This window comes from Saccharothrix deserti (genome assembly GCF_009769385.1).
In the GTDB taxonomy this organism is placed as follows: Bacteria; Actinomycetota; Actinomycetes; order Mycobacteriales; family Pseudonocardiaceae; genus Actinosynnema; species Actinosynnema deserti.
Window position 1 is genome coordinate 155,638 of sequence record NZ_VKAB01000008.1, and the last position, 20,727, is coordinate 176,364.

Annotated in this window: 2 protein-coding genes; one reads left to right on the top strand and one right to left on the bottom strand. The window is 71.5% G+C overall.

Annotation, left to right across the window (positions count from 1 at the left end; translation table 11 throughout):
• The gene (locus FM051_RS18080) at window positions 1–2,241 is read right to left on the bottom strand and encodes a hypothetical protein (protein ID WP_158844489.1); all 2,241 of its coding nucleotides are present in this window, start codon (window positions 2,239–2,241) and stop codon (window positions 1–3) included.
• Between FM051_RS18080 and FM051_RS18085 the strand changes: the two genes are divergently transcribed.
• Entirely contained in the window at window positions 2,183–20,581 is an 18,399-nt protein-coding gene (locus FM051_RS18085) for a hypothetical protein (RefSeq protein ID WP_158844492.1), read from the top strand. The genes FM051_RS18080 and FM051_RS18085 overlap by 59 nt on opposite strands.
• Window positions 20,582–20,727: the final 146 nt, after the last annotated feature.

Consider the following 20,727-nt stretch of genomic DNA (forward strand, 5'->3'; position numbering starts at 1 on the left):
TCAGACGCACGTCCAGAACGACCAGTTCGGCCGCGAGCAGTTCGCCAAGATCGACCCGAACTCGAACGCCCAGCGCCCTCCGGGCTCCCCCGGCAGCGGTCCGCTCGGCTCGAAGACGCCCGGTGGGCCGTCCGTGACGCCGGTCAACAACGTGCCGGGTGCTTCCGGGCCCAACACTCCCGGCGGTGGCAAAACGCCTGGTGGCCCTAACGTCGGGCCGATCAAGAACGTGCCCGGCGCGACCGGACCGAACACTCCCGGCGGCGGCAAAACGCCCGGCGGTCCCAACGTCGCGCCGATCAAGAACGTGCCGGGTGCTTCCGGGCCCAACGCTCCAGGCGGTAGCAAGACACCTGGCGGGCCCAATGTCGGGCCGATCACGAACGTTCCCGGCGGAACCGGACCCAACACTCCCGGCGGCGGCAAGACGCCCGGCGGTCCGAACGTCGGGCCGATCACGAACGTTCCCGGCGGAACCGGGCCCAACACCCCTGGCAGCACGCGCGGCACAGGTGGGTCTTCGGTCGGGCCGATCAAGAACGTGCCCGGCGGGACCGGGCCGAACGCTCCCGGCGGCGGTAAAGCGCCCGGTGGGTCGTCGGTCGGGCCGATCACGAACGTTCCGGGTGCCAGCGGGTCCTCGACACCGGGCGGTCCGCGCGGCACGACACCCGGTGGCGGCACCCCGCCCGTGAAGGGTGGCCCCACGCCGGGAGCGGCACCGGTGACCGGCGCTGCCACGCCTCCCGGCGGGAGCACGGCGTCCCGCAGCATCTCCGGCGCCTTGTCCGGCGCACCCACGGCACCACCGATCGCCGGCGGCCCGATGGCGCCAGGTGCTCCGGGCGCGCAAGGTGCAGGTGGGACGGACCGTTCGAGCAAGTTCACCGGCGGGCCGGGCAAGGGCACGTTCGACGCCCCGAAGGCCCCGACCGGCGACGGCACCATCAGCAAGGCGCCGTCCTCGTCGTCCTCGACCCCGCCGCCTGCCCCCAAGCCGACCATCGGCGCGCCGGGCCCCACCACGCCGCCGACGACCACCCCGCCGTCAACCACCCCACCGTCAACCACCCCACCGTCAACCACCCCGCCGTCGACGACACCGCCGCCGAGCACCTCGACGACCGCGCCCTCGACGACCCCGAAGCCGACCCCGGGCGGCACACCCCCGGTCAGCTCCCCTGCCGCCGGCGCACCTCCCATGGCCGGTCCTCCACCAGCGGCCGGCGCGCCGGGCGGGAACCAGTCGACGGACCGTTCGAGCAAGTTCACGGGTGGGCCGGGCAAGGGCGTCTTCGACGCGCCCAAGCCGCCCACGGCGGACGGCAACATCACCAAGGCTCCGCCGACGTCGTCCTCGACCCCGCCGCCGGCCCCCAGGCCGACCCCGACCTCCCCTTCGCCAACCGTCCCCCCGGCGGTCACCACTCCGCCGACCGCACCTCCGGCGGTCACCACTCCGGTGGGCACCACACCGGCGGGCACGCCGACGACGGCCCCGCCGACCTCCGCCACCCCACCGCCCGCGACCAAGACGCCACTGCCGACCAACACCCCACCACCGGTGACCACACCACCGGCAGCGCCCCCTTCCGCGGTCCCCCCAGCGGCGACGCCTCCCGCAGCCACACCCCCGGCTACCGGCGCGCCCAGCCCGACGACGGGTGGCGATCGCAACAGCAAGTTCACCCAGCCCAGCACGCCGAGCGGCGTCTTCGACGCGCCCAAACCCCCAGTCCCCGACGGCACGGTCAAGACCGCGCCGCCCGCGGGCCAGGTGCCTCCGAACGCTCCCCCGACCCCCAACACCCCGCCGGTCAACACCCCGAACACGAACACCGCGCCACCGGCCACAACACCGCTGGCCAAGGCACCCCCGACCGCCCCACCGGCGGGCCCACCTGTCACACCGGCACCGGTCAACTCGCCGACCGCACCCACAGCCCCTCCGGCGAGCACCCCACCGGTCAGCAGCCCACCGCCGACCGCCAACACCCCTGCGCCCAACACACCGAACGTCGCACCACCCAACTCACCGGCCCCGGCAACCGCCCCGCCGGCGCGGAACTCGCCGACCGGCGCGGCGCCGAACACCGACCCGGCGGTGGTGGCAGCGGTTGTCGTGCCGCCGAACAGCCCGGTTCCGCCCTCGGCTCCGCGGCGTTCCAGGCCACAAGGGATCGTGGTCGAGTCGATCACCGACTTGGCCCAGCTCGGCAACCCCGACTCACCGACCGACATCAACACCGCGGCCGCCTACGTCTCGCTGATCTCCTCCCAGCCGCCCGGCACGGATGTGGACCAGGACGTCCATCCCGACCTCTCGGACTACGTGATCACGTTCGACCCGGAGACCGGGGTCGCGACGACCGCGGACGTGGACAACGACTCGCTGCTCGACTTCTACTTCGACAACGACCCCGCCGGGGACGTCGACGTGCAGTCCGCCCCGTCCGGCCCGGTGGTGACCACCAACTACACCGTGGAGTCCGACGGCACGGTGCCGCCGTTCACCTCCCACGCCCACAACACGACCTTCGTGGCGACGGGCGGCTTCCCGGCCTTCCTGCCGGTCGTGGCGCAGACCCCGGTGGCCAAGCCGCCGCTGGTGTTCTCCTCCGACGGCACGATCGCGGTGCCCGCGAGGAACGCGGACGGGCACTTCAAGGAGTTCTACGCCACCCCCGACGTGATCGCCGACGCCAATGCGCGGCTCAAGGAGGTCGGCAGCAAGGTCACCCTGAACCCGGTGCCGGGCAACAAGGTCCGCTACGGCCAGGGCGACGTGAACACCGAGCTGGTCATGGTCCAGCCGACGTTCAAGTCCACCCCTCCGGGTGTGTGCAGCGAGTTCTCGATGGGTGTCATCGGTGGTTCGCACCGACAGGTCGTGCTGCGTCCCGCCGATCCGAACGCCACCCCGACGGTGGGCCGGATCGCCAACGGCGGACCGCTCCAGTTCTACGGCACGCACGAGTTGGCCGACGCCCTCGCCAACGCGGCCAACGACCCGAACTCCGGCGGGATCACGCATGCGGCAGTCGTCGGCCCGATGTCCACGGCGTCGCTGGACGGCCCGATGCCGGGTCAGGCGTACGGCACGGCACTGCGCCCCGGCACCGACGCCCGCGCCAAGCTCGACGCGGCGGCCGAGCAGCTGGGCGTCAACCAGTTCGCCTGGGCCAACCCCGGCGAGGCGTACGTCATCCAGTCCGTCTCCGCGCCGTCGCCCGGTGTCGACGGCAGGGTGGAGCCGAACTTCGGCCTCAACTTCGCCCGGCCCGAGCAGGGCACGAACGGTGGCGTGCAGCTCCCGCAGGTGTGGGGCTACCACTTCGGTTCCGTGGTGGCCAACAGCGCGGACAACCAGGCGCAGTTCACCATCGAGACCGTCCGCCAAGGCGGCGCCCGCAAGTTCCACCTCGACCAGGCGATCGACGCGAACCTCCGGGAGCACGGGGCCGACCTGGATCAGATCCGCACGGACCTGGCCAACGACCCGAACTCGACCGACCTGCAGAAGAGGCTGGTCGACTCCCTCATCGACATCCGCGACAACCGGCAGACGCTCGCCGACCCGAGCATCGACGGCGCCCCGCGGCAGATCGCCGAGGTGAACCTCCAGAACGCCGAGCTGAACGCCCGCCAGGCCATCAGCGGTCTGTCCGGGAACAACGACCTGCCGCAGCCGGGGCAGATGTGGTTCATCGGCCACTACGGCAAGACCGAAGGCGAAACGTTCTTCGACAAGTGGGGCCACGTCGACACCCCGAACATCCAGATGCAGCTCGCGAACCCGATCGCGGCGGTGGCCGTGGCGAACTCCAGCGGTGCCGACGTCAAGGTGCCGCTGCCCGACGCCCGCGACATCGACGTGCAGGCCGTCGCCAACGGCGAGGTCACCCCACCGGGGGCGGGGATGCTCACCGGCATGGCCAAGAGCGCCGTCGACGCCGCGTTGTGGCGGAACCGCAACGGTCTGCCACTGCCGGAGATCCACCTGCACGGCTACAGCAACTCGTCGTTCCGGCCCAACGCCAACGGTCAGCACCGCGCCGACATCGCCGCGGCCTTCACGTCGCGCGAGATCGGCCGGCTGCTCGCCGACGCGCAGCAGAACCTGCCGCCCGGCCAGACCCCGCTGACCGCCGACCAGATCCGCGTGGTGCCGGACTCGCGTGGCTCGAACCTCCCACCCGGTTCGCGCAACCCCGATCAGGACGGCCGCAGCGTGGTCGGCGAGATGGTGATCCCGGACCGGCCCGCACCCACCACTCAAACCGCGCCTCCGCCGGCGCCGACCAGGGGTCCGGTCGGCGACCCGCCGGCGGTCGACAGCCCGGCCCAGACACCACCGACGACCACCCGTGATCAGGCCCCACGGGGACCGAGTCCGGAGCTGTCGTTCGACGGGCCCGCGGGCGTGGACCTGACCGCGGAGCAGAACGCGCAGGTCGACTCGCTCGCGGCGGACGTCGCCGAGACCAACGCGATGCGCGACCGCAACGGCTACCGGCCCGCCGTGGTCGAGGTATCCGGCGCGAACGCCCAGGCCGTCGCCGACGCCCTTGCCGCTCGGGGCGTCGACGCGCAGATCCGCGACAGTGGCCGCGACACCGGCACCGACGTCCGAGTCGACTACGACCTCCAGCGCCCCGACGGCTGGACACCGCCGGCCGCGCCCGTAGGCGTGAAGGTCACCGACACCGTCATCACCTCAGCCAAGCCGCAGGCACCGCACCCGATCCTGGACAACCCGGACTGGCGACACAGCCCGGCGGCGAACGCACCGTGGTTCGACGCGCAGCCGAACGCCGCGTCGAACCAGAGCATCGAGGACGCACGGGCGAACGCGCCCATCACCAGCACCGTCCGCGGCGAGGACGGCGGCGTCCGCAGCAACACCACCGTCGGTCCCGACGGCATCGCCATGAAAGCCTGGGGCGGGGCGATCGCCTACGACACACGCGTCATGGACGTCAACGGCGTGCCCGTGCGCGACTTCACCGTAAAGCTCTTCATCGACCCCAACGGAAACGCGAACGCGACCCCCGACCAGGTCACCGACATCCAGAAGCGCACCAAACAGGGCATCGAGACCTTCTACAACAACGGCAACCGGCTGCCCGGCGGCGAGCAGTTCCACGTCACCGTCGAATTCTCCACCGATCCCGCCGACGCGCACGCCACCATCGACATCACCAAACCCGGTGGCCGCGCCAACCAAGTCGAATGGCCCGTCAACTCCGATCCCGCCGTGCTGGGCCACGAAATCGGCCACTTCCTCGGCCTGCACGACGAATACTTCGAAAAGGGCGACGTCAAACCGATCTTCCAGCACAAAGACGGCAAGGGCCGCGTCGTCGACGACAACGGCCCGATGACCGACGACTTCGACACGCCCGGCGCGGGCGTCAAGCCGCGCAACCTGTGGTTGATCGAAAACCGGATGCACGCGCTGGAGTCGTTCAACCCGCCGCCCGCGCCCACACCGGTCAGCCCCGACACCGTCCCGCCGGACGCGCCCCGCTCGGACGTCGACACCGCACCACAGATCGACCACCAGCCGCCGCGCGTTTCGGACACGTTCGCCAAGGACGTGTTCGACGCAGTCCAGTCGTCCGTGGAGCCCGCGCCACGTCCGGTCGGCATGCGCGAGGCGTGGGACTCGCCGCGTCCCGCCGACCCGAACCCGCTGACGCCGCAACGGCTCAGCGACGAGTTCGGCATGCCCGAGATCAACCAGGCGCGGTTCCAGGACCTCGCCGACCGGTTCAACCTCACCTACGACGTGCGGCCGACGAACCCCGACTCGGTCAAGTGGCTGGAACAGGGCGCGGTGCCCAAGCCCAAGGACATCAAAGCCAAGACGATCAACGAGCTGGACACCTACCTGGGCGCCTCACCGGAGAACATCGGCCTGGTCGGCTACTTCTCCCCGACACCACCGGACCCCGAGGTCCTGGCGAGCGTCGACCCGAACACGCGCAAGGGCATCGAAGAGCGGTACAAGGAGCGCGGGGAAGAGTTCGACGCGCTCGCCTCGGAATTGGAGGCGTTCGCCGCGGACGGCCGCTACCAGGTCGACCCGGAGACCGGGGTGGTCCAGAAGTCCACACCGGACGGTCCGAAGAACATCACCGGCGACCACGACGTCTACCACATCCGGCAGCCCGACGGCGGCGCGGCGTTGGCCGACTACGACTACGACCTCGACGTCTGGCGGCTCACCAAGCGCGAGATGGGCGTGCAGCACGGCGCGCACATGTACTGGGAGCCGCAGGGCGACTTCCAGCACAAGATCTTCAACAAAATCGTCGGCAAGCACCAGCAGGACGCGCTCGACGCCGAGCCGCTGATCCGCTTCAGCCCAGGTGAGCCGCCCTCCCTCGTCTTCGCGGACCCGCGTCCGCCCGCGAACCAGAACCCCGCGTCGCCCCCGCCGCCGATCGGCCCGGACAGCGACGTCGCGACGGTGCTCGACCACCAGGCGAACGGCCGTCCCGGACCGGACGTGTCCGCGCAGCGCCCGGACTTCCCGCCGAGCCGGGAGGCCGCGTGGGAGGCGCACTCGCAAGCGCAACAGGACCTTGAGAGCGCCACTCGCGCCCGGGATGTCCTCGACTCCCACGCGGGCGGCCCATACGCCGACCGCGCCCGCGCGGCTCTCGACAACGCGTGGCGCGACGTGGCAAACACGCAGGTCGCCCTCGACCGCGCGACCTCGGACATGCGCACCTGGGGCAACGATCCCGCCGCCGTCCGAGCGCTGCTCGACGCGCAGGCGAACCCGCCCGCAACCACCGCACCACCCGCGAGCACCGACGTCCAGCCACCCAACGCGCCGACACGCACCCAGAACACCGCACCAGCCGCGCGCTCCGTCGACACCGACGTCCAGCCGCCCAACGCGCCGTGGCGCAACCCGTTCCGCTCCACCCCGACGCCACAGCCGATCTCCGCGCCGATCCCGATGGTCGACCTCACCACCCCGGCGAACACCACCCCGACACCGACCCCCGCCACCACGGGCACCGACGCCGCGAACTCCAATGCCGCGCCCGCCCCAACGCCCACTCCAGCACCGATCCCCGCGCCCACTCCGGCACCGCCCCCTGCGCCGAACCCGGTGCTCGGGTCGCGGAACCTGCCGGACTTCTTCCAGGACGGCAAGGCGTTGGGCACGGTCGCGCCCACCGACGTACGAGGTGCCCAGCAGGTCACCGGTGTCATGACCGGGATCACGCCGGCCGACGCGGCGGTCATCGAGAGCGCGCTGGAGAGCAACTTCGAGTCGTTCCTCGGCCAGGGCCGCGATTTCCAGGTCAAGATCGGCAAGGACTGGTTCGAGGCCAACGTCCAGGCCACGATGCTGCCGCCGGCCAACGACGCCGCGGTCACCGGCACGCCGTCCACCACCACCAAGGTGGACATGGCCGCCCAGTCCGGCACGGCTACGGGCACCGCCACCAACCTCACCACCGCCGACGACGTCGGCCTCGCGGCGGCGGCGACGGCGGGCGTCGGGCCGTACGGGTCGCTGGCGGGCAAGGCGCAGCTGGCCACCCCCGCCACCACGCTGAACACGTCCTCGGGCACGGTGGACCAGCGGGTCATCCGCGGCGGCGAAAGCTCCACGAACGTCGACGTCCCGGTCTCCTTCCGGGTCACGCTGACCGCCGCGAACGGCACCGTGCGCCCCCCGCAGGCGGTCAACGGCGGCGTCACCCTCGCGGTGCCCGACGACCTGGGGACGATCGCCGACTCCGGCAACGCCCAACCCGCCGCGGCACTGCCGCCGGGCTGGGGGTCCAGGCTGGAGCACGCGTTGCCGGAAGCGGTCACCGACTTCGACGCCAACCAGGCGTTCACCGACGTCTCGAAGAAGATGCACCCGTCGATCACCAGGATCGGCGCGCCCGGACGCACCGCGTTGCGGGACTTCCTCAACCCCACCACCGTGCGCGACAACATGGGCGCGATGCTGGGCGGCTGGGTCACCTCGCCGGATCTGATCAGCCCGCACGGCAGCAAGGCCAACGCGGTGCGGATGAAGGCCACGCTGCTGACCGCCGAGCTGGTCGGCACGACCGACGCCGCCCAGCTCCGGTTGCACGAGTCCCAGGCCACCGGCAGCTCCGTGTCCTCCACCAGCAAGACGGGCTTCGACGTCGCTGCCGGTGTCGGCGGCGGCGTCGGCGTGCCCGGTGTGATCGGCGGCACGGCGGGCATCACCGGCGGCTACTCGGCCCGGACCTCCGACACGTCCTCGGCGGGCACCAGCTCCGGCACCCGTACCGGTATCCAGCTCAAGGGCGAGACCGGTCTGTACAAGGTGACCGCGAACGTGCACGTCAGCACGCCCAACGGCGCGGACGTGGTGGTGCCGGTCACCACCTACCTGCGGGTCGGGCTGCCCGAGGCCGCCGCGCTGGACCTGCCGGTGCCGCCGGGCACCGACGCCGGCCTGACCAGGCCCGGCACGGCGGGCACCAAATTCCTCCCGCCCTACCTGGCCGCGGACCTGGCGGCGGGCAACGTCAAGGTCGGCGAGTTCGGCCCCGGCACGCGGGTGCAGTCGCAGGTGCAGGCCACGTTGAAGGACCTGCCGGGCTTCGGGAAGTTCCTGCCGGGGTGGAACGACCCGGACGCCAACCCGCGCAGGGGCCAGGGCCTGGCCGACGTCGCGGAGGCGATGGCCAACCAGCGCAAGCTGGACGCGGAGCTGTCGCCGACCGCGCTGAAGACCAAGATGGACAGTCTGCTCGGCCCCGGTGTGCAGGTGCAGCTCAAGAAACGCGGCCTGAGCACCAACGAGTACGTCAACATCACCGTCCGCGCCAGGCCGGTCGACAGCACGCACCTGGGCCAGGTCGACGCGCGCAACGTGCGCGGCTCCGCGAATACCGCGCCGAAGCTGGACAGCACCACCGCCACGCAGAAGTCCGTCAGCCTCGGTGTCGAGGGCAAGGCGACCTTCCCCGTCAAGACCGCCGACGCCTCGCTCACCCCGACGCCGCAGTTCGGCGCGAAGTACACCCACGGGTGGGGCAACAAGAACACCGGCGGCCCGACGGTCAGCAGCACCGGGCTCAACGTCGGCAGCCCGAACGCCCAGGTGTTCTCCCAGGACCTGGAGTTCGACGTCGAGATCACCACGTTCAGCCGCAACCGGGCGTGGGTCAAGCGGGTGACGCCCGGCTCGCCGTTCCTCCAGGTGCCCGACCCCAGGCTGGTCGCCAGGACCGGCGGCCCCAACCCTCCCGGCGTGGCCAACCTCGACCGGATCTCCGGCCCGGTGCACCTGTGGGTGTCGGACAGCTCCTCGATGGACCACGACCCGTCCGGCTTCCGGCCCGGCACGCCGACGTCCACCCGGCTGGACAACCCGCCGACGATCAAGAACCTGCTCAACCCGCCGGTGCCCCGCCCGCCCGCGCCGGACTTCCTGCACGTCGAGGCGGTGGTCAACACCGAAACGGTGCGCGACCAGGCGATCGAGGCGCTCAACGCGGCGGCGCAGGGTGATTCGTCGCTGACCGTGCCCGGGACGGAGGCGCGCAACCAGATCGACAGGCTGTTCAGCCCGGAGAGCATCAAGGCCAACCTGCGCAAGCTGACCGAGACCGGCATGCAGGAGAACGGCCTGAAGTACGGCCGCCGGGTCACCGACCGCAGCGGCGCGATCGGCATGGCGATCGGGTTGGGCAACCCGAAGCTGGTGTCCATCTCGGACAACACCGGCACCGAGAACGCGACCACCGGCGGTTACAAGGCGGGGGACGCGAAGTCCAGCGGTCACACCGTCGACCTCACCGCCGGCATCAACCTGCCGGTCAGGCCGAACACGACACCGCCGCCCGCGGGCGAGCCGACCCCGGCGAGCGGGTCCGGCGGCGTGGCCGTGGCGGGCAGGATCACGCCGTACTCGTCGTCCAAGACCAGCGCGAACGAGATCAGCGGCAGCGTGGACCGCAACGTCGTCACCCCGCCCGGCGCGCGGACCGTGCTGATCCAGCTCGACGCGGACGTCACCGTGGTCGGCGAGACCCGCTCGGGCAACGCCGTCTACGGCGGCACCCCGCGCGTGGCGGGTGCCACGGTCACCCTGCCCGGCGGTGTGTTCGTGCGGGTCAGCGAGGACGTGGCACGCGGGTTGGGCGTGCTGCCGGACGTGAAACCCACCACGCCGTCACCCGTGTTCGGCGCGATGGTGCCGCCCGCGACGCTCACCCCCGGACAGCCCAGCTCGCTGGGTCTGAGCACGCTGGACACCGCGCCCGACCTGACCGGCCTGGTCTCCGGGTTGATCACCGACGTCAACCGGGAGACCGGCGGTCCGTTCAAGAGCGACCTGGTGCCGGGTTCGGTGCTCAAGGACTCGATGAACAACTTCCAGCGGCTGGTCGACTTCACCTCGCCGACGAGCGTCAAGGCGATGATCGACAGTGCGTTGGACGGCGGCGTGCCGCTGCTGCTGCACCAGCCGGGCACGTTCGGCAAGGACACCTACCAGGTCACGCTCAAGGCACGGATCACGAACACGCCGAGGTTCGACGGGGTCGTCAACGACGGCGTCGACATGGAACACACCATCGCGGGCGCCCAGAAGTTGACCGACGGTCAGGGCAGGTCCACCGGCTGGGGTGTCGGCCTCAAGTCGCCCGGTCTGGCCCAGCCCGGCAGCGCGAACCCGAACGTGTCCGGCGGTGTGGGTGTGATCGCCGCGGGCAACGTCGGCCAGCAGCACAGCAGCACCGTGACCAAGGCGGCCACCGGGCAGTTCGGCCACCTGCGCGCGGGCGGCGGCCCGGCCGCGAAGTACACCGTGCCGATCGAGTTCGAGCTGGTGGTGGAGAAGGGCGACCGGGTCGTCACCAGGGCCACCGGCCAACCGCAGGACGTCGGGGTGCGGCTGCACGGGGACAACCAGAAGGTGTTCACCCCGGCCGCCGCACCACCGCCGGGCTACGCGTCGACCACCACCACGCCGCCCGCCGCACAGGGCACGCCGGCCGCCGCGACGGCCTGGCAGCGGAACGGCGATCCGGCGACGCTGCCGCCCAAGGCCTCGGTGGAGAACCTGCGCGGCGCGGCGGACCTGCGTGCCGCGGCGATCCGGGCGCTGGCCGACGCGGGCGCGAACCAGGGCATCACCGGCAAGGGCACCGGCCCGCTCAACACGCTGCTGTCCACGCTGAGCTCGGAGAACCTGCAGCCCAGCCTGCCCGGGATGCTCGACGGCCCGCTGGAGGTGCCGGGCCTGCACGAGGCGGCGCTGACGTTCGGCCGGAACGCCGAGGTGAAGGTGTACGCCAAGCTGGTCAACCCCCGGCTGGGCGGCCTGAGCGACGGCGTGAACCTGGAGAACCCGACGTCGTCGGTCACCACCACCTCGTCCGAGGCCAAGCACAGCGAGACCGGCGACGTGTCGGTGGGCTGGGCGACCGGCAGCGCGTCGGTCAAACCGAACACCGACCCCAAGGACACCGCCGGGTTCTCCACCGGCGGCATCGAGACCCGGCACGCCGCCGAGGACGCCGAGGCGCTCTCCGGCGGCGCGACCAACAACAAGGTCAACAACCTCAAGCCGCAGGGCCGCACCGGCCTGGTCGACTTCGACGTCGAATACCGCGTCGTCGCCACGATCGGCGGCAAGACCAGCGTGGTGGACCTGGACATCCCCGGCTCGGCGTCGGTGCGGATGCCGTCACCGGAAGCCGAGACCGTGCTGGGCCGCGACTTCGACGCCGACCTGAGCACCGCGCAGACCGCGGTCAAGGACACCGCCAAGGCCTGGCGCGACGCGGAACTGGCGGTCGACGGCGCACGGCACGACGCGCAGACCGTGATCAACCGCAACGCCGCCGAGATCGCCCGACTCCAGAGCGACCTCGGGCAGTTGCAGGTCGATCACAACAACGCGATCGACACGGACCTGACCGAAGCCGGCCGCGTGCCGGGCCTGGAACAGGCCGTCCGTGACGCGCAGACCGCGCGGGACGACGCCAACACCGCGATCGACGACCTGAGCACGCAGATCCCCGACCTCGACGCGGCCCACCGGGACGCGCGGGACGCGCTGGCCGACGCCGACGCCGACGTGGTGTCCACCGGGCGCGACCTGGCGGACGCGAACGCGGAGGCGGCGGCGGCGCAGGGCAGGCTGGACGACGCGCAGGCGGCGTTGGACCTCGCCCAGACCAACCTCGACACACACCTCGACAACCGTCCCGCCGACGCACCCCCGATCGCCGCCGACCCGGTGGCCAAGGACCTGGTCGGCCAGGTGGACGACGCCCGCGCCACGCGTGACGCCCGGGAAGCCGACGTCGCCACGGCGGTCGACGTCGCCACCGACGCACAGACCGCGAACACGGCGGCGATCCGGAAGCAGGCCGACGCGCAACTGAAGGTCGACAACGCCGAACGCGCCGCGAACCAGGCGCGGACCGACCTGGCCACGGCCAACGCCGACCTGAACACCGCGCTGGGCGACCTGCGGACCGCCGACACCAACCTGGACACCGGCCGTGAAGCCGCCCAGAACGCGGCGGACGCCCGCGAGGCCGCGCGGCAGGCGCAGCAGCAGGTCGACAACGCCATCGCCGACCTGGAAGCCGAAATCACCGCCGCCGAGGTCGAGCTGGACAACCGCCGCACCGAGGCGGACGCACGCCAACTCGACTGGTGGAACGCCCGCATCGAGGTCGACCAGCGGATCGCCGACTTCAACCGCGCCCCGACACCCCCACCACCGCCCGGCACCACACCGACCATCACTGTCACCCCACCCGGCACCACACCGACCATCACCGTCACACCCCCCGGCACCACGCCCGTCGTGACGACGCCCCAGCCCGACAACACGGTCACCTCGCCCGAACCGGGCACCCCACCCGCCGAAGTGGCGGCACCGCCCTTCTCACCCGCGCCGGCCACCCGATCCGCTACCGACACCACCGCGCCGCCGGCACCGACCACACCGACCGCCACACCGGCCCCGGCACCCGCACGCCCGTACCAGACGCCGTCCCCGGAACGGTCCTTCGACGTCCCCGCCGGGGCCCAGCTCGACGACACGCAGACCGCCGACCTCGACACACTGGCCGCCGACATCACCGAGTCCAACGCGATGCGCGACCGCAACGGCTACCAGCACGCCGTGGTCGAGGTCTCCGGCCCCAACGCGCAGGTCGTCGCGGACGCACTGGCCGCCAAGGGCATCGACGCGGCCATCCGCGACACCAACGGCCCCACCACCGACGTGCACGTGAACCACGACCTCAAGCGCCCCGACGGCTGGACACCGCCGGCCGCGCCCGTAGGCGTGAAGGTCACCGACACCGTCATCACCTCAGCCAAGCCGCAGGCACCGCACCCGATCCTGGACAACCCGGACTGGCGGCACAGCCCCGCCCGCAGCGCGCCCTGGTTCGACGCGCAGCCGAACGCCGCGTCGTCCGCCGACATCCAGGACGCACGGACGAACGCGCCCATCACCAGCACCGTCCGGGGCGAGGACGGCGGTGTCCTGAACAACACCACCATCGGCCCCGACGGCATCGACATGAAGGCGTGGCGCGGGCCGATCGCCTACGACACGCGGGTCATGGACGTCAACGGCGTGCCCGTGCGCGACTTCACCATCAAGGTCTTCATCGACTCCAACGGGAACGCGAACGCCACACCCGACCAGGTCGCCGAAATCCAAAAGCGCACCAAACAGGGCGTCGAAAGCCTCTTCAACCACGGCAACCGACTGCCCGGCGGCGAGCAGTTCCACGTCACCGTCGAGTTCCCCACCGACCCGGCCGACGCGCACGCCACCATCGACATCACCGCACCGGACGGCCGCGCCAACCAGCTGAGCTGGCCCGTCGACTCCGATCCCGCCGTGCTGGGCCACGAGGTCGGCCACTTCCTCGGCCTGCACGACGAGTACTTCGAAAAGGGCGACGTCAAACCGATCTTCCAGCACGAAGACGGCAAGGGCCGCGTCATCGACGACAACGGCCCGATGACCGACGACCTCGACACGCCCGGCGCGGGCGTCAAGCCGCGCAACCTGTGGCTGGTCGAGAACCGGATGCACGCGCTGGAGTCGTTCAACCCGCCGCCCGCACCGGACACCACCAACCCGGCCGCCACCACGGACACCTCGACCACCCCGACCTCCTCGAACGCCGACGTGCAGCCGCCGAACGCGCCGCTGCGCAACCCGTTCCGCCGCACCACCCCGAACCCGGTCGTCCCGATGGCCACGATCACCCCGCCCAACCCGGGCCCGGTGCTCGCCACCAAGAACCTCCCGGACTTCTTCCAGAACAACCAGGCCCTGGGCACCATCGCCCCGGTGGACGTCCAGGGCGCGGCCAAGGTCACCGGTGCCGTCAACGGCCTCAAGACCGACGACGCTACGAAGATCGAAACCGCCCTGACCAGCGACTTCGAATCGTTCCTCGGCCACGGCCGCAACTTCCAGGTCAAGATCGGCAAGGACTGGTTCGAGGCCAACATCCAGGCCACGATGATGCCGCCGGCCGACCCGGACGCGGCGGTGAGCACGCCGTCCACCAACACCAAGGTGGACATGACCGCGCAGAGCGGCACGAGCACGTCCACCACCAACACCCTGACCACCGCCAACGACATCGGCGGCTCGGCCACGGCCGGTGTGGCGGTTGGCCCCTACGGCTCGCTGGGCGGCAAGGCGCAGCTCGCCACGCCCGCCACCGACTCGTCCAGCTCCACGTCCACAGTGGACCAGCGGATCATCCGCTCCGGCGAGTTCTCCACGCGGGCCAACGTCCCGGTGAGCTACCAGATCACGCTCACCGACGCCCAGGGCAACGCGCAGCCGCCGATCACCGTGGACTCCGACCACACCGGCCCGGTGGACGTCACCCTGCAGATCCCGAACGACCTGTCCACGATCGCGGACTCCAACCCGACCATCGCGGACAACGGCCCGGACCCGACCCCGGACTGGGGCGCGCGGATCGAGCACCCGGTGCCCGAGGCCGTCACGGTGGCCAACCCGAACCAGGCGTTCACCGACGTGGCGGCCAAGCTGCACCCGTCCATCACGAAGATCGGCTCACCGGGCCGCACCGCGCTCCAGACGTTCCTGAGCCCGACCACGATCAGGGACAACATGGGCGCGATGCTCACCGGCTGGGTGACCTCGCCCGACCTGGTCAGCCCGCACGCGAGCAAGGGCGCGGCGGTCCAGGTGCACGCGAACCTCCGCACCGCCGAACTGGTCGGCGTGCACGACGCCGCGCAGCTGCGCCTGCACGAGGCCACGTCGTCGAGCACCGGGGTCACCGCGACCACCAAGACCGGGTTCGACGCCACCGGTGGGTTCGGCGGCAACGTGGGCGTGCCCGGCGCGGTCACCGGCCAGGTCGGCGCCACGCTCGGCTACTCCGCGCGCACCGCGGACAGCTCGAACGCGGGCACGAACACCACCAACCGCACCGGCATCCAGCTCAAGGGCGAGACCGGCCTCTACAAGGTGACCGCGGACGTCGAGGTGCGCACCCCCAGCGGCGCGAACGTCACCGTGCCGGTGACCACCTACGTCCGGTTGGGCCTGCCGGAGGCGGCGGCGCTGAACCTGCCGACGCCCGAGGGCACCCAGCCGGGCATCGCCAAGCCGACCGCCGAGCCCCGTTGGGCGCCCCCGTACCTGGACGCCGCGATCGCCGCGGGCAACGCGAAGGTCGGTGACTTCGAGCCGGCCGCCAGGGTCCAGCCGCAGGTCGAGGCGGCGCTGAAGAACGTCGAGGGCTTCGAGAAGTTCCTGCCGAGCTGGAACGACCCGAACGCGAACCCGCGCAGCGGCAAGGGCCAGGGCTTCGCCGACGTGGCGCAGCAGCTGGCCAACCAGCGCAAGCTCAACCAGCTCTCGCCGACCGCGCTGAAGTCCAACATGGACAGCCTGATGGGTCCTGGCGTCCAGATCCAGCTCAAGAACTCCGACGCCACCAGCAACACCTACGTCAACATCACGGTCAAGGCGAAGCTCACCAACTCCACCCACCTCGGCCAGGCGGACGCGCGCAACGTGCGCGGCTCGTCGTCCAGCGGCCCCAAGCTGGACAGCGCCACCGCCACCACCAAGGGCTGGAGCGGCGGCATCGAGGGCAAGGTCGTCATCCCCGACAAGACCGGCATCGCGACGGTGACGCCGACGCCGCAGTTCGGCGTGAAGTACAACCAGTCGTCGACGGTGAAGAACACCGCCGGCCCCACGGTGAACAGCACCGGGTTGAACGTGGGCAGCCCGAACGCCCAGGTGTTCGGCAACGACGTCGAGTTCGAGGTCGAGATCACCACGTTCACCCGGCCGAGGTCGTGGGTGCAGCGGGTGACGCCGGACCGGCCGGGGCAGCACGCGCCGCAGCCGCGCGTGGTCGCCCGCACGGTCGACCTCACCCGGTCGCTCGACCCGAACGCCCGCGACAACCCGCAGGTCCTGCCGCAGATCAACGGCAAGGTGAACGTGTGGGTGTCGGACAGCTCGGCGATGAAGTCCGACCCGGCGGGCTTCAAGCCGGGCGACCCGGTGGTCACCAGGCTGACCGACGCGCCCGCGGTGAAGGACCTGCTCACCACCCGGCCGGAGCAGAAGTCGCCGGAGTTCCTGCACGTCGAGGCGGTGGCGAACACCACGACGCTGCGCGACGAGGCGATCGACGCGCTGAACCGGGCGGCGAAGGGCGACTCGGCGCTGACCGTGCCGGGCACGGAGTCGCGCAACCAGATCGACCGGATGTTCAGCCCGGAGAACATCAAGGCCAACCTGCGCAAGCTGGTCGAGACCGGCATGCAGGAGCAGAGCCTCAAGTACGACCGGCGGATCACCGACCGCACCGGCTCGGTCGGCATGTCGATGAAGCTCGGCAACCCCAAGCTGATCTCGATCTCCAACGACACCGGCACCGAGAACGCGGTCACCGGCGGCTACAAGGCGGGCGAGAGCAAGTCGGTGAGCCGGTCGGTGGACGTCACCGGCGGCATCAACGTGCCGGTCAAGCCGAACGCCACCCCGCCGCCCGCCGGCGAGCCGACCCCGGCGAGCGGCGCGGGTGGTGCCGCGGTGACCGGCAAGATCACCCCGTGGGCGGACTCGAAGTCGCAGGCGGTGGAGATCAGCGGCAGCGTCGACCGCAACTTCGTGACGCCGCCCGCCGCGCGGACCGTGCTCATCCAGTTGGACGCGGACGTGACGATCGTCGGCGAGAGCCGGGCGGGCAACGTGCTCCACGGCGGCACGCCGCGCGCCGAGGGCGCGACGGTGAACCTGCCCAAGTCGGTGTTCGTGCGGGTCAGCGAGGACGTGGCGCGTGAGCTCGGCGTGCTGCCGAACGTGTCGCCGAACGTGCCACCGCCCGCGTTCCCGCGGATGGCCCCGCCGAAGACGCTGGCGACCGGCGAGCCCGGCTCGCTCGGGCTGTCCACTGTGGACAAGGTGCCGGACCTGTCCGGCGTGGTGAACGACCTGATCGCGGACGTGAACCAGAAGACGTCCAAGCGCTTCGGCGACCCGCTGGTGCCGGACTCGGTCCTCGAGGACTCGATGAACAACCTCCAGCGGCTGGTCGACTTCAGCTCGCCGACCAGCGTCAAGGCGATGATCGACAGCGCCCTGGACAGCGGCGTTCCGCTGCTGGTGCACCAGCCGGGCACGTTCGGCAAGGACACGTTCCAGGTCACGCTGCGCGCGAAGACCACCGGCGACCCCCGGTTCGACCGGGTGGTCAACGACGGTGTGGACATGGAGCACACCATCGCGGCCGCGCGGAAGGTCACCGACGGCCAGGGCCGCGGCAAGGGCTGGGGCGTCGGCGTGAAGGCGCCGGGCCTGGCCCAGCCGGGCAGCGCCAACCCGAACGTGTCCGGCACGGCCGGCGTGATCGCGGCGGCGAACTTCAACCACGCGCAGAGCAGTTCGACCACCGACTCGACCACGCGGCAGTTCGGCCACCTGCGGGCGGGCGGCGGTCCGGCGGTGAAGTACACCGTGCCGGTCGAGTTCGAACTGGTGGTGGAGAAGGGCGACCAGGTCGTCTCGACGGCGACCAGCGGCCCGCAGGAGATGGGCGTCCGGCTGCACGCGGACAACCAGAAGGTCGCGGGCGGCCCGCCGCCGAACCAGCCGTACATGGCCGCGGCGATCAAGCGGGGCCCCGAGCTCGGCACGCCCACCGCCGCCCTGGCGTGGCAGCAGGCGAACACCCCGTCCGACCTGCCCGCGTCCGCGTCGGTGGAGAGCCTGCGCGGCGCGGCGGACCTGCGTGCCGCGGCGATCCGGGCGCTGGCCGACGCGGGCGCCAACCAGGGCATCACCGGCAAGGGCACCGGCCCGCTCAACACGCTGCTGTCCACGCTGAGCTCGGAGAACCTGCAGCCCAGCCTGCCCGGGATGCTGGACGGCCCCCTGGAGGTGCCCGGCCTGCACGAGGCGGCGCTCACGTTCGGCCAGGACGCGGACGTGAAGGTGTACGCCAAGCTGGTCAACCCCCGGTTGGGCGGCCTGAGCGACGGCGTGAACCTGGAGAACCCCGAGTCCACCGTGAGCACGACCAGCGGTGAGGCGAAGGTCAGCGAGAACGCCGACGTGTCGGTGGGCTTCGCGACCGGCGGCGCGGGCGTGAAGCAGCACGGCGACCCCAAGGACACAGTCAACTTCAGCACCGGCGGCGTCGAGGTGCGGCACGCGTCCAACGACGCGCAGGCGGTGTCCGGCGGTGTGACCGACAACAAGGTCAACAACCTCAAGCCGCAGGGCCGGTCCGGGCTGGTCGAGTTCGACGTCGAGTACCGGGTGGTCGCCACCATCGGCGGCAAGACCGGCGTGGTCGACCTGGCGGTGCCCGGCTCGGCCGCGGTGCGGATGCCCGCGCCGGAGGCGGAGACCGTGCTCGGCCGCGAGTTCGACGCCGCGCTCAGCGACGCGCAGAACGACGTGAAGACGACGGCGAAGGCGTGGCGGGACGCGGAGATCGCGGTCGACAAGGCCCGCAACGACGCGCAGGACACCATCAACGAGGTGGCGGCCGAACTCGCCAAGACCGACAACGCGCTGACCGACGCCCAGATCGCGTTGAACGACGCGATCGAGGCCGACGTCGCCGAGTCCGGCAAGGTCCCCGACCTGGAGACCGGCGTCGAGACCGCCACCGACGGCGTGACCGAGGCGCAGGAGACCTACAAGAACCTGACCAGCCGGGTCGCGGAGCTGGAGATCGAGGCGCAGAACGCCGACGGCGTGGTAGGCGACCGGGCACACGACGTGACGGAGAGCGCCGATGTCGTCACCGACCTGGAAGGCAGGCTGTCCGACGCCGACGCCCGCCTGACCGAGGCGGACAAGGCCGTCGACCTCGCCGAGCAGAACCTGGCCGCCCACCAATCCGCGCCCCCGCCCGCCGAGGGCGCGCCGCCGGTGGACCCGGCCGTGGCGCAGGGCCTGCAAGCCGAGATCACCGACGCCGTCGCGGTCCGGGACGGCATCAAGTCCGAGGTCGACGGCCTGACGGACGAGCTGGGCAAAGCGCGGACGCAGCACGAGACGGCCGTCAAGAACCACAAGCAGGCCGAGGACGCCGCCGCGAAGGCCCTGGAAGACCTGAACGGCGTGAAGGACGCCCAGGCCAAGGCGCGCGACAACCTGACGGACGCGGGCAAGAACCTCAAGACGGCCAAGGACGACCTCCGCGACCAGCAGAAGAGCATCCGCGACGCCCAGACGGCCCGCAACGACGCGCAGAAGCAGTACGACGGCCTGGTCAGCGCCCGCGACGCCCAGGACGCCCGCATCACCGCGGCCGAGGTGGAGCTGGACGCCAAGCGGCGCGAGGCGGACGCCCGTCAGCAGGAGTGGTGGAACGCCAAGATCGCGGTGGACCGGCAGATCGACACCTACAACACCACCGCACCCGCCCCCGCCCCTACCCCCACGCCCACCAACGGCACCCCGCCCACCAACGACACCCCACCGACCAACGGCACCCCGGAGATCGTGGTCACGCCGCCGAACCCGGCCCCGTCGACCACGAACGGCAACCCTCGCACCGCACCGCCGAACGTCCCCACCCCGGCCCTCCCCGAGCACGTCAGCGAGGCCATCCGGCACCTGAAGTTCACCACCACCGACCTCCTCCCGACCGCCCCACCACCGGCCATCGGCGGCCTGTACGCGGCCATCGGCCGGGCCACCGGCATCCCGCCGGCGACGCTGCGCCAAGAAGTGGTGACCACCGCGGGCGGCATCCCGCAGCACGTCGCGGACTTCACCGTGACGCACCCCATGCGCAAGAGCCACCTGTACGGGGCGCTGGTGGAGAACCTGAACTGGTCGCTCAAGGACGCGCCGGAGAACACCAGGGCGGGCAACGCCCGCGACCTCGCCGGGCGGCTCATCGCGACCCGGTTGGGCGCGAACCTGGTCATCCACCTCCCCGGCACACCCCAGCCGGTGTGGCTCGCACCGTTCACCGGGCAGGTCCAGCCGGAGATCCACATCGACCTCGTCATCGTCAACGGCGTGGCCACCTACCGGTCGCGCTGATCCGCAGTGGACGGCGTCGACCACTCGAAAGAGTGATCGGCGCCGCACTTCGGGCCAGGAACGACGGTGAGGAGAATCGATCCAGCGCACACCCGGTGTCTCGTCGCTCACAGAGGCGTCAGGCCGTTGGGTCGGGTGCCGCGCGC

What these genes read in the sequence shown, in the direction of transcription:
- FM051_RS18080 (WP_158844489.1), bottom strand. Translation starts at nt 2,241, where the DNA reads ATGTCGGTCGGTGAGTCGGGGTTGCCGAGCTGGGCCAAGTCGGTGATC.